The sequence below is a fragment of the Pseudomonas sp. PHC1 genome, from assembly GCF_046487845.1.
Classification (GTDB): domain Bacteria; phylum Pseudomonadota; class Gammaproteobacteria; order Pseudomonadales; family Pseudomonadaceae; genus Aquipseudomonas; species Aquipseudomonas sputi.
In genome coordinates, this window is sequence record NZ_JBJXHJ010000001.1 from 171396 (window position 1) to 183405 (window position 12010).

Consider the following 12010-nt stretch of genomic DNA (forward strand, 5'->3'; position numbering starts at 1 on the left):
CAGGCCGATGGTGTCGTCCAGCCACTTGAGCATAGTTGCACGGGCGCAACTTCGCCTGTCGCGGTGTAACAGAGGATTTACACGGCCCCGGCGAAAATCATCTAGCCTTTGATTCAGGCGCAGGCAAGCGGGGAGGTCTGTCGGGGCGCCTGCCACGTCTAGCGTTAACCGTGAGGCATCGCCATGGAAGAGCAAACCGCCCCGAATTCATCGTTGCGACCCAAGGTATTGCTGGTCGATGACGAGGAGCCGATCCTCAACAGCCTGCGCCGTCTGCTGCGTGGCCAGCCTTATGATGTGTTGCTGGCCACCAGCGGTGCCCAGGCTCTGGAAATCCTCAAGCAGCAACCGGTGAATCTGGTGATGAGCGATGCGCGCATGCCCAATATGGATGGTGCCACGCTGCTGGCTCGCGTTCATGAGCTGTACCCTGCGACGGCGCGGATCATGCTCACCGGGTACGCCGAACCTTCGGCGATCATCAAGGCCATCAACGAGGGCCAGATCGAGCGCTACATCAGCAAACCCTGGAACGACGAGGAAATGCTCCTGACCTTGCGTCAAGCGCTGGCGCATCAGCATCTGGTGCGTGAGCGCGAGCGGCTGGAACAACTGACCCGGGTGCAAAACGATCAGTTGAAGGTGCTCAACGGCACCCTGGAAAAGCGCGTCGCCGCCCGCACCGCCGAGCTGCAGCAGACCGCCGACATGCTCGATCTGGCCTACGAGGAGCTCAAGCGCAGTTTTCTGACAGGCACCGAAATGTTCTCGTTGCTGGCCAACCTGCGCCTGCCGCCGACCAAGCAGACCAACCGGCAGATCATCGAACTGGTGCGCTGCTATTGCCGCGAACATCGGTTTGACGAAGCCACCAGCCGCGATCTGACCATGGCCGCCGCGCTCTATAACATCGGCAAGCTGAGCTGGACCGACAGCATGATGATCACGCCTTCGGACTTGCTGCACAGCACTGACCGCGATCGCTACCGGGCGTATCCGAAACAGAGCGAATCGCTGTTGATGACTCTGGACCCGATGAAGGATGCAGCGCGACTGATCCTGCATCATCAGGAACACTGGGATGGCAGCGGTTTTCCCGACCGGCTCAAGGGCGAAGCCATTCCCTTGGGTTCGCGGCTGTTGAAACTGGCGGTGGATTTCGTCGAGTTGCAGCGCGGGCTGATTCTCGAGCGGCAAATGAACAGCGATGAAGCGCTGCTGTACCTGCGCCAGTACGCGGGCAAACTCTACGATCCCGAGCTGATCGAGGATTTCATCAAGGTCTGCGCAATGGTCAGCGACATCACCCTGGCCGATCCGGACGTCAAGGTCATGGGCACCCGGGAGCTGGCAGCGGGGATGATCCTGGCGCGCAATCTCAACGCCGACAACGGCATGTTGCTGCTCAATGCCGGCAAGGTGCTGAGTGCTTTGCTGGTGGACAAATTGATCAGTTTCGAAGCCATGGAGGGCGCTAAATACAAGGTGTTCGTGAAAGTGCCGGAGGAGGGGGAGAGTGTGCTTCTGGCCCAAGGGTGATGACGCTGGCGCGGCCAGCGTGGGATCCTTGCGGTTTTTCCCAAGGCCGATGGCTGACCCATGACCTCCGTTTCTGCAGTTTCCCCTCGCATCATTCGTATCGCTGCCGCGCTGCTGCTCAACTCCGACGGCCAGACCCTGCTGGTGCGCAAGCGCAACACCACGGCGTTCATGCAACCGGGCGGCAAGATCGAAGCCCGCGAGCTGCCGGTGCATGCGCTGGCCCGTGAGTTGGAAGAAGAGCTGGGGCTGGTGATCGATCCGACGCAGGCGAGCTTTCTCGGTCAGTTCTCGGCACCCGCCGCCAACGAGCCGGGATTCGTCGTGCAGGCCGAGATCTTTCAACTGACCATCGACGCCAGGGTGTCTCCAGCCGCCGAGATCGAAGAGGTGATCTGGATCGACCCGGCCACCGACGGCGATGTGGTTCTCGCCCCATTGACACGTGACCTGATCCTGCCGTTTTATCGAGCCTCGCTGACCGCGATCGCCTGATCATTCGTGCAAAGGACTTCGTCATGATCCCGCTTCAAGACCTGCTGATTTTTGCCGCCGCCGCCCTGCTGATGGTACTGACGCCGGGGCCGAACATGATCTACCTGATCTCGCGGTCGATCTGTCAGGGTCGCCGGGCCGGGGTGACCTCGCTGCTCGGCGTGGTGATGGGGTTCTTCGTCCACCTGTTTGCGGCGGCCGCCGGTTTGACCGCGGTGTTTCTCGCGGTGCCGATGGCCTATGAAGTGTTGAAGTGGGCCGGTGCGCTGTACCTGCTGTGGCTGGCCTGGCAGGCGCTGAAGCCGGGCGCCCGCTCGCCGTTCGAGGCGCAGCAATTGCCGGCGGATTCTTCGCGCAAACTGGTCACCATGGGCTTTCTCACCAGTGCCTTGAACCCGAAAATCGCGGTGTTCTACCTCTCGGTATTTCCGCAGTTCATCACCCCGGAACACGGCTCGGTGTTCACCCAGAGCATCCTCCTCGGCCTGACCCAGATCAGCGTCAGTTTCAGCGTCAACCTGTTGATCGCGCTGTTTGCGGCGGGCATCGCATCGTGGTTCGTCAACCACCCGACCTGGCTGGCGGCGCAGCGTTACTTCATGGGTTTTGTGCTGGGCGGTCTGGCCGTGCGGCTGATGCTTGAGCAACGCAAGGCAGCCTGACATGTGGATCGAGCGGCTGGACGCCAGTCATGCGCTGGCCTATCGCGAATTGATGCTGGAAGCCTATGACCGGCATCCGCAGGCGTTCACCTCCAGCGTGCGCGAGCGCGCGGTGATGCCACTGAGTTGGTGGGAGTCACGCCTGACCAGCAAGCTCGACGCGGTGTTCGGCGCGTTCGAGGACGGCCGGCTGGCGGGCATCGTTGGTCTGGCGTTCGAGCCTCGGGAGAAGGCCCGGCACAAGGCGACGGTGTTCGGCCTGTATGTGTCGGCCGAGTTTCGTCAGTGCGGGTTGGGCCTGAAATTGATGGAGGCGGTATTGGGTGAAGCGCAGCAGCATCCGGCGCTGAAAGTCATTCAATTGACCGTCACCGCCGGTAATGACGCGGCGTTTCATCTGTACCAGCGCTGCGGCTTCATCCAGTTCGGCCTCGAGCCGATGGCGGTGCGGGTCGGCGAGGACTACTTCGACAAGATCCACATGTGGTGCGCGCCGTTCGTGCCAACCGCCAGCCTCAACGAACCGCGCTGACCCCATCCAGGGTCGAGAACGAAGTGTCCTTGGCTGTCAGCAGGAAGTCGCGCATGTATGGCGCGTCCAGCATGTCGGCGCGGATCGCCGCGTACAGCGTCGCGAACAGACCTTTCTCGCCCAGCCGTTTGGCCTTCACGTAACCCCTTGAGCTGTATTCATGCAGCGCCCAGTGCGGCATGCCGCACACACCACGGCCGCTGGCCACCAACTGCATCATCATCACCGTCAGCTCTGATGTGCGCACCTGCGCCGGTTCGATGTCGGCCGGTTCGAGGAAGCGGGTGAAAATATCGAGGCGGTCACGTTCCACCGGGTAGGTGATCAGGGTTTCGGTCAGCAGGTCTTCGGGGACGATGTACGGTTTGCTCGCCAATACATGCTGGTTGGCGACCGCGAGCATGGCTTCGTAGGTGAACAATGGCACGTAGGTGATACCGGCGATTTCCAGCGGGTCGGACGTCACCACCAGATCCAGATCACCCCTTGCCAGGGCCGGTAACGGGGCGAAGGAGAAACCCGAAGCGAGGTCGAGTTCGACTTCCGGCCACGCATCGCGGAACTGGTCGATGGTCGGCATCAGCCACTGGAAGCAGCTGTGGCATTCGATCGCCATGTGCAGACGCCCGGCGGTGCCACCGGCCAGACGCCCGATGTCGCGTTCAGCGGCGCGCAGCAGCGGCAGGGTCGCGTCGGCCAGTTGCAGCAGGCGCAGACCGGCGCTGGTGAAACGCACCGGCTTGGTCTTGCGCACGAACAACGGCATGCCCATGCGCTCTTCAAGCTCCTTGAACTGGTGGGACAGTGCGGACTGGGTCAGGTGCAGGCGGTCGGCCGCATCGACCAGGCTGTCGGCTTCGCGCAGGGCATGCAGGGTTTTCAGGTGACGGATCTCAAGCACCGCAGGCTCCATGAGGAAAATTTGTGATCAACACGAAAAGGTTGAGTTTGTCTCATGTTGACCTGGCTGTCGACAATGGCGCCATCTTTTACGCAATGGAGCACACTCGACATGGCCGTGGCACACACCCTGGGTTTCCCGCGCATCGGCGCCGACCGCGAACTGAAAAAAGCCCTCGAAGCCTACTGGAAAGGCGATCTCGATCAGACTGCCCTTAATCAGGTCGGCCGCGAGCTGCGCGCCAGGCACTGGCAATTGCAGAAGGACGCCGGCATCGACCTGCTGCCGGTCGGCGACTTCGCCTGGTACGACCAGGTGCTGACCCACTCGCTGACCTTCGGTGTGATCCCCGAGCGTTTCGACGCTGTGCGTGACGCGCGCGGCCTGCCGACCCTCGACACGCTGTTTGCCATGGCCCGTGGCGCGACGTCTTCCTGCTGCGGCGGTGAGCACGGCAAGACTCAATACGCCCAAGAGCTGACCAAGTGGTTCGACACCAACTACCACTACCTGGTCCCGGAATTCAGCGCCGACCAACAGTTCAAGCTGAGCTGGGAACAGTTGTTCGATGAGGTCGAAGAAGCCAAAGCCCTCGGTCACAGCGTCAAACCGGTGATCATCGGCCCGCTGACTTACCTGTGGCTGGGCAAGGCCAAAGGCAACGGCTTCGACAAGCTCGATCTGCTCGAGCGCCTGCTGCCGGTGTACAACGAAATCCTCGGTCGCCTCGCCGCACAGGGCGTGGAATGGGTGCAGATCGACGAACCGATCCTCACGCTGGATCTGCCGCAGGATTGGAAAAGCGCCTTCGAACGCGCCTATCACATCCTTCAGTATTCGCCGCTGAAGAAACTGGTGGCGACCTATTTCAGCGGTCTGCAGGACAACCTTGGCCTGGCTGTCGGCTTGCCGGTGCAAGGTCTGCACATTGACGCGGTGCGTGCGCCGGAGCAACTCGGCCAGGTGCTCGATCGCCTGCCGACCTACAAGATTCTGTCGGTGGGCCTGGTCAACGGACGCAACGTCTGGCGCTGCGAACTGGAGCAGGCGCTGGCGCAACTTCAGCCGGCGCAGGAGCGCTTTGGCGACAACCTGTGGGTCAGCAGTTCCTGCTCGTTGCTGCACAGCCCGGTGGATGTCGAGCGCGAAGACAAGCTCGATCCGGAACTGAAAAGCTGGCTGGCATTCGCCGTACAGAAATGCAGCGAGATCTCGGTGTTGCGTGATGCGCTGAACGATCCGCAAGCGCCGAACGTGCAAACCGCTCTGGCTGAAAGCCGCGCGATTCAAGAAAGCCGCGTGCGTTCGCCGCGTATTCACAACGCCGCAGTGCAGGCGCGAATCGAGGCAATCAACGCCAGCGACAGCCAGCGTCATTCGCCGTTCGCCAAACGTATCGCCGCGCAGCAGGCGCGTCTGAAATTGCCTGCGTTCCCCACCACCACCATCGGTTCGTTCCCACAGACCGGTTCGATTCGTCTGGCCCGTCAGGCATTCAAGCAGGGCAAGCTGTCGGCCAACGATTATCACGATGCCATGCGCAGTGAAATCCGCCACGCGGTGCAGGTGCAGGAGCGCCTGGGCCTCGATGTACTGGTGCACGGTGAAGCCGAGCGCAATGACATGGTCGAATACTTCGCCGAACAGCTCGACGGTTACCTGTTCACCCGCTTCGGCTGGGTCCAGAGCTACGGTTCCCGTTGTGTCAAACCGGCGGTGATCTACGGTGACCTGAGTCGTCCGGATGCCATGACCGTGGACTGGATCACTTACGCCCAGAGCCTCACCGACAAGGTCGTGAAAGGCATGCTGACAGGTCCCGTGACCATGCTGATGTGGTCGTTCCCGCGCGAAGACGTGTCGCGCAAAGTCCAGGCGCAACAACTGGCGCTGGCCCTGCGGGACGAAGTAGTGGACCTGGAAAACGCCGGGATCAAAATCGTCCAAATCGACGAAGCCGCGTTCCGCGAGGGCCTGCCGCTGCGCCGTGCACAGTGGCAGGAATACCTCGACTGGGCGGTGGAAGCGTTTCGCCTGACAGCCTCGGGCGTGAAGGATGAAACCCAGATCCACACCCACATGTGCTACAGCGAATTCAACGATGTGATCAAGGCGATCGCCGACATGGATGCTGACGTGATCACCATCGAAACCTCGCGTTCGGACATGGAATTGCTGGAGGCCTTCGAAGCGTTCGACTACCCGAACGACATCGGCCCGGGCGTCTATGACATCCACTCGCCGCGTGTGCCGGACACCGCCGAGATGGTCAAACTGATGAGCAAAGCCGTGAAGCGCATTCCGGCGCAGCGTCTGTGGGTCAACCCCGATTGCGGCCTGAAAACCCGCGCCTGGCCCGAGACCGAAGCGGCACTGGTGAACATGGTCGCGGCGGCGCGCCAGTTGCGCAGTCAGTTGGCGTAATACGCCGAAACCGACAAACGCCGAAAAACCGCTGAGGTTATGTATTCAGCGGTTTTTTTGCGTTCAGCTCCAGCGTTTGGAAAGAGCCTGCCCCGATGTGTAATTCACAGTATCGATGTAAAGCGGACCCTTGTTCTTGTCAGGATCGGAGGGGCCCGAGAATCGAACTTCGACCCTCTTTACGTCAGCCGGCATATTGCCGCTGTATTTAAAGACTGTATCCGTGGGTTGCAGCGGCGCCAGGCCAAAGTCCGTCTGAATCAATTGACCGCCTGCGTCGAAGCCCGAAATGAAATAAACCAGGAACGGGTGAGTAACGTAATCAAATGGAGGCAGGTAGTACTGGGCAGTGGGGGCGGATGCACTGAAACTCAGGGTAAAAGGCCCGGAGGGGGCTTCGAACTGGGTATAGAGCAAGATGCCGTTATCCACTCCAGGCTGCAGTTGCGCCTGGAAGCTGCGGTTGTGATTGACCACGTCGGCTTTGCCCTGAAGAGCCTGTGCGATCCATGGGGTAAAACTGCCCGACTCGAAATCCCCGTTGGTAATGAGATTCGCGCTCATATTGCCTCCCTGATGCATTGATGGCCGCCTGTCGGCCGAGAATTCATGCTGTGTCAAAGGCAGTTTTTTAACGACTGTCAGATCTGACAGTCCCGACAAGCGGCAGGTGGCACAGGCACTTGCTGGACTCTCGCCGATTCGACCGCTCGGCACTCTTCATCAAACTGTCATCGAACTGTGGCAGCGCGCTTGAACAAACTTCATCAGACTCGCGCTCTACTGGGGTTCTGCGTTTCGGTGTTTTTCATGTTCAAGGGATTCTTTGCAATCGCGGCGTTGTTGACCGCGGTTTTTTTCGTTCCGGCGTCCTACGCGGCGTCGCGTTGCGACGTCAATGTACCGACCGAACGGGTCGATCTGGAGCAGGTGAGCCTGGCGTACCAGAGCATCGGCCGTGCGTCGGATCCGGCGCTGTTGCTGGTGATGGGGTTGGGCGGGCAGTTGATCCACTGGCCGGATGAAGTGGTGGTCGCGCTGTGTCGGCAGGGCTTTCGGGTGATCCGTTATGACAACCGCGATGTCGGTCTGTCGACCTGGCGCCAGACGCCGGCTGACGCCAACCTGACCTTTGAAGTGCTGCGCTACAAACTCGGCCTGCCGGTGGCGGCGCCTTACAGCCTGACCGACATGGCCGACGATGCGCTGGGCCTGATGGACGCCTTGCACATCGAACAATTCCACGTGCTCGGCGCGAGCATGGGCGGGATGATCGCCCAGCACATGGCGGCCATGGCGCCGCAACGGGTCGAAAGCCTGACGCTGATCATGACCAGCTCCGGCGCCGAAGGGTTGCCGGCGCCGAGCGCGGCGCTGGTGCAGTTGTTGTCACGGCGTGGCGCTCCCAATCGCGAGACTGCGCTGGAGCAACAGGCCGATCTGCTGGCGGCGCTGGGCAGCCCGTCAGTCACTGATGATCGGCAGGCCTTGCTGCATCAGGCGGCGCTGTCCTACGACCGGGCGTTCAATCCCGAAGGCGTGAAGCGCCAGATCATGGCGATCCTCGCCGAGCCGAGCCGGGTGGCGTTGCTCAACCAGTTGCGGGTGCCGACGCTGGTGGTGCATGGCACCGCCGATCCGTTGCTGCCGGTGATGCACGGCGTGCACCTGGCGGCGCACATTCGTGGCAGTCAGCTGCGGTTGATTCCGGGGCTGGCGCACCGCTTTCAGGAAGCGTTCAAGGAACCGTTGCTGGCGGCGGTGTTGCCGTATCTGCGCGAGCATCGCGAAGACACGTCGCACTGGGCGCAGATCGAACCGGTGGCAGAACGCAACCTGCTCTGACTCAGGCGTGCAGCCGCACCCACACCGACACCAGCACCGTCGCCGCGATCAGCCATGCCACCGCCGCGATCGCCAGCGAAGCTTCGAGGCGCATGCGGTCGACCATCACGTACAGCGTCGCCAGGTAGACGAAGTACGGAATGATCGACCACATACCGAAGACGATGGTGGTCTTCAGGTCGTCGATCGAGCGGCCCTTGCCGACGATGTAGTGAGCGATCAGGGCGAAGGTCGGGAACAGCGGCACCAGGCCTGCGATGTAGTAGTTTTTGGTCTTGGCCAGCATGGCGAGGACCACCACTACTGCCGCACCGAGCATTGCCTTGAAGATCAGATCCACTTCGTTCTCGCTTAATGGCTCAGGCCGTATTTTTTCACTTTGTCGAACAGTGTGGTCTTGGCCATCCCCAATTCCAGGCTTGCCTGGGTCAGGTTGCCGCCGCTGCGCTGCAGGGCGTCGCTGAGTAGGTTGCGTTCGAACGCTTCCACCGCTTCGGCGAACGCCAGGCCTTGACCTGCGCTACCCGCGCCGGTTTTCTTGAACGCTGGCAGGCCGAGGGCAAAGCGCTCGGCGACGTTACGCAGTTCGCGCACGTTGCCTGGCCAGTCGTGGCTCATCAGGCTCGACAGGGTCTGATTGTCCAGTTCCGGCAGCGCCCGGTCGAAGCGCAGGGCCGATTGCTGGGTGAAGTGTTCGAACAGTTGCAGAATGTCTTCGCGGCGCTCGCGCAACGGCGGCAGTTCCAGCGTCACCACGTTGAGGCGGTAGTACAAGTCGCTGCGAAATTCCCCGGCCTTGCTCGACTCGTCGAGGTCGGACTTGGTGGCCGCAATCACCCGGCAATCCACCGCCACGCTCTGGTTCGAGCCGAGGCGTTCGAGGGTGCGCTCCTGCAACACCCGCAGCAGTTTGATCTGCAACGGCAGCGGCATGCTTTCCACTTCGTCGAGGAACAGCGTGCCGCCGTCGGCGTGTTCGATCTTGCCGATCCGCCGTTTGCCGGCGCCGGTGAAGGCGTTGGCTTCGTGGCCGAAGATTTCGCTTTCGAACAGGTTTTCCGGCAGCCCGCCACAGTTCAGCGCAACGAACTGTTTGGTGTGACGGCGGCTGAAATCGTGCAGGCAACGGGCGACCAGTTCCTTGCCGGTACCGGTTTCGCCTTCGATCAACACGTTGGCCGAGGTGTCGGCGACGTTGGCGATCAGCTCACGCAGGTTCTGCATGGCCGGCGAACGCCCGATGATCCGTCCTTCCAGTGAATCACGTTCGGCCAGTTGCCGGCGCAGGGAGGAGACTTCGCGATTGAGGCTGCGTTGCTCCAGCGCGCGCCTGGCCACATCGACCAGGCGCTCGGGGGAGAACGGTTTTTCCATGAAGTCGTAGGCGCCTTTCTGCATCGCGCCGACCGCCATGGAGATATCGCCGTGGCCGGTGATCAGCACCACCGGCAGGCTGCGATCCCGGGCCTTGAGCCGGGTCAGCAGTTCCAGGCCGTCGATGCCCGGCAGGCGAATGTCGCTGATGACGATCCCGGCGAAGTTGTCACCGACCTGCTCCAGCGCCTCCTCGGCACTGCCGACGCCGATGCAGGGGATGTCTTCGAGGGTCAGCGCCTGCTGGCAGCCGAGCAGGACATGGGGGTCGTCTTCGACGATCAATACACTGAGGTCGTTGTTCATATTGGCTCGGCAGGAGTAGGGCTTACCAACGGTAAACTGAGGACAAACGTGGTACCACCGCTGGCCGGGTGTTCGACACCCAGATGCCCACCGGTGGCGGCGGCCAGGCTGGCCGACAGGGTCAGACCGAGGCCCAGTCCCTGTTCGCCGGGTTTGGTGGTGAAGAATGGTTCGAACAGGTGCTTGCGCGCTTCGGCATCGATGCCGTGACCGTTGTCGCGCACCCGCAGGCGATATTTGCCGTTGAATTCTTCGCCTTCCAGCCACAGTTCCGGCAGCGGTTGCGCCTGCATGGCGTCGAGCGCGTTGCCGATCAGGTTGACCAGAATCTGTTCCAGGCGCGTCTGGTCGATCTGCACCTGCTCATCGTTGAACTGGCGATGCACTTTCAGGGCGGCATTTTCCACACGGGCGCCAAGCACTTGCAGGGCGGCGTCCACTGCTTTACCGAGGCTGGCGCGGCCCTTGTCGTCGCCGCGCCGGGCAAAGGAGCGCAGGCTGGCGGTGATCCGGCCCATGCGATCGATCAGGTCGTTGATGGTCTTGAGGTTGGTGCTGGCGACATCGAGCTGGCCACGCTCAAGGAAACGGATGGTGTTGCCCGACAGCGTGCGCATCGCCGCCAGCGGCTGGTTCAGTTCGTGGGCGATGCTGGTCGACATCTGGCCGATCGCCGCGAGTTTGCCGGCCTGCACCAGTTCGTCCTGGGCACGGCGCAAGGTTTCTTCGGCCTGACGCCGTTCGCGGATCTGGCTCTTGAGCCGGTCATTGCTGGCGCGCAGGTCGGCGGTGCGTTCGGTAATCCGACGCTCCAGCTGATTGTTGGCTTCCTGCAAGGCTTCGCGGGCGGCGAGGCGGGTGGCGATGACCTTGCGCCGCTCGTTCCAGGCGATCAGGAGAAACGCCACCAAGGCAAACGCCACGGCCACCAAAATTCCCTGATTGATCGCCTCGCGCCGCAGATCCTGCAGCGGCGTGAGCAGGGTGAAATTCCAGGGGGTATCGCTCAACGGCCGGGTTTGCGCCAGGTAGCTGATGTTTTCCTCATCGCCACCCTGTTGGCTCGGCACTTCGCTGTTGGCCGGAAAGGTGAGTTTTTCCACGCCTTCGGACAGGGTTTCCCGGGCCAGCGGTTGCAGCTCGTTCAGCGGGAACCAGTAGTACTGCAGGCCGCGGGCGAGTTTTTCCTTGGTCTCGTCGCTCAGCGGTACGACCGATTTAAGACGTCTGGCCGGATCGCTGGACAGAATAATGATGCCGTTTTCATCACTGACGAACGCTTCGAGGCGCGCCCGCTGCCAGCGTTCTTCCATGGCTTCCAGGCGTACCTTGACCACCGCCACTCCGATGATCTTGCCGTGTTCTTCGAGACCGTGGGCCAGGTAATAACCGGGCTCGCCGTTGGTGCTGCCGATCCCGTAGAAGCGTCCGGGCTGACCGCGGATGGCGTTCTGGAAGTAGGCGCGGAACGACAGGTCTTCACCGAGGTAGCTGTCGACGTCCCGCCAGTTGCTGGTGGCCATGACCCGGCCGGTGGTATCCATGACATAGATGGCCCGACTGCGGCTGCGCCGGTTCAGGCCTTCCAGGTATTCGTTGACCGTTTGCCGGTATTCCGGGGTCGGGTCGTCCAGCAACTGCGAAACGCTCGATTCGAGTTCCAGCAGGCTGGGCAGGTAGGTGTATTTGCTGATTTCGCTTTCGACCGCGCGAGCGTGCAGTTCCAGCTGGCGCTGGCCGTTTTCGCCGAGGCTGCGGATGCCGAAATGTTCACTGGTCCAGAAGCCGATGTAACCCAGTCCGATCATCAGGGCGATGACCAGCGGCGGCAGGAACAGGTGGCGGATCAGACGGGGTTTCACGGCAAGTGATGGCGGCGTGGCGCGATAGAGAGTGGGGTCGCATTTCATCACAGATGCCTTGGGTCAACCA

General features: G+C 61.7%; 11 protein-coding genes. 6 read left to right on the forward strand and 5 right to left on the reverse strand.

The features are described from left to right. Nucleotides 1-183: 183 nt before the first annotated feature. From ACKJSM_RS00760 to ACKJSM_RS00775, 4 genes are read left to right on the forward strand one after another with little or no spacing between them, the layout of a single operon-like run. Entirely contained in the window at nt 184-1539 is a 1356-nt protein-coding gene (locus tag ACKJSM_RS00760; protein ID WP_410236409.1) for an HD domain-containing phosphohydrolase, read from the forward strand. A 60-nt stretch (nt 1540-1599) separates the two neighbouring features. Continuing rightward, nucleotides 1600-2034 (forward strand): NUDIX hydrolase, encoded by a 435-nt coding sequence (locus ACKJSM_RS00765; RefSeq protein WP_236181272.1) that lies wholly within the window; start codon nt 1600-1602, stop codon nt 2032-2034. Between the two features lie 23 nt (nt 2035-2057). Then, a complete protein-coding gene (locus ACKJSM_RS00770; protein WP_410236410.1) occupies nt 2058-2696 on the forward strand; it encodes a LysE family translocator in 639 nt (212 codons plus the stop codon). Between the two features lies 1 nt (nt 2697). Beyond that, nucleotides 2698-3228, forward strand: a complete 531-nt coding sequence (locus tag ACKJSM_RS00775) for an N-acetyltransferase family protein (RefSeq protein WP_410236411.1) — start codon at nt 2698-2700, stop codon at nt 3226-3228. Here the strand turns inward: ACKJSM_RS00775 and metR are convergent. Continuing rightward, nucleotides 3212-4129, reverse strand: a complete 918-nt coding sequence (gene metR / locus ACKJSM_RS00780) for a transcriptional regulator MetR (RefSeq protein WP_410236412.1) — start codon at nt 4127-4129, stop codon at nt 3212-3214. The two genes, ACKJSM_RS00775 and metR, sit on opposite strands and share 17 nt — an antisense overlap. A gap of 111 nt (nt 4130-4240) precedes the next feature. On the opposite strand from metR, the gene metE reads away from it, so the two are divergent. Beyond that, entirely contained in the window at nt 4241-6553 is a 2313-nt protein-coding gene (gene metE, locus ACKJSM_RS00785) for a 5-methyltetrahydropteroyltriglutamate--homocysteine S-methyltransferase (RefSeq protein WP_410236413.1), read from the forward strand. Nucleotides 6554-6616: 63 nt separating this feature from the next. On the opposite strand, the gene ACKJSM_RS00790 is transcribed toward metE, so the two are convergent. Further along, on the reverse strand, nt 6617-7117 hold the full coding sequence (locus ACKJSM_RS00790; protein WP_236181277.1) for a hypothetical protein: 501 nt from the start codon (nt 7115-7117) through the stop codon (nt 6617-6619). A gap of 246 nt (nt 7118-7363) precedes the next feature. Here ACKJSM_RS00790 and ACKJSM_RS00795 point away from each other — a divergent pair, with 246 nt between their 5' ends. Next, entirely contained in the window at nt 7364-8398 is a 1035-nt protein-coding gene (locus ACKJSM_RS00795) for an alpha/beta fold hydrolase (protein ID WP_410236414.1), read from the forward strand. Nucleotide 8399: 1 nt separating this feature from the next. Here ACKJSM_RS00795 and ACKJSM_RS00800 read toward each other — a convergent pair whose 3' ends face one another. From ACKJSM_RS00800 to ACKJSM_RS00810, 3 genes are read right to left on the reverse strand one after another with little or no spacing between them, the layout of a single operon-like run. After that, a complete protein-coding gene (locus tag ACKJSM_RS00800) occupies nt 8400-8729 on the reverse strand; it encodes a GlpM family protein (protein WP_236181313.1) in 330 nt (109 codons plus the stop codon). A gap of 20 nt (nt 8730-8749) precedes the next feature. Continuing rightward, on the reverse strand, nt 8750-10078 hold the full coding sequence (locus tag ACKJSM_RS00805) for a sigma-54-dependent transcriptional regulator (protein WP_410236415.1): 1329 nt from the start codon (nt 10076-10078) through the stop codon (nt 8750-8752). Further along, a complete protein-coding gene (locus ACKJSM_RS00810; protein WP_410236416.1) occupies nt 10075-11988 on the reverse strand; it encodes an ATP-binding protein in 1914 nt (637 codons plus the stop codon). The genes ACKJSM_RS00805 and ACKJSM_RS00810 overlap by 4 nt, the downstream gene beginning before the upstream one ends. Nucleotides 11989-12010: the final 22 nt, after the last annotated feature.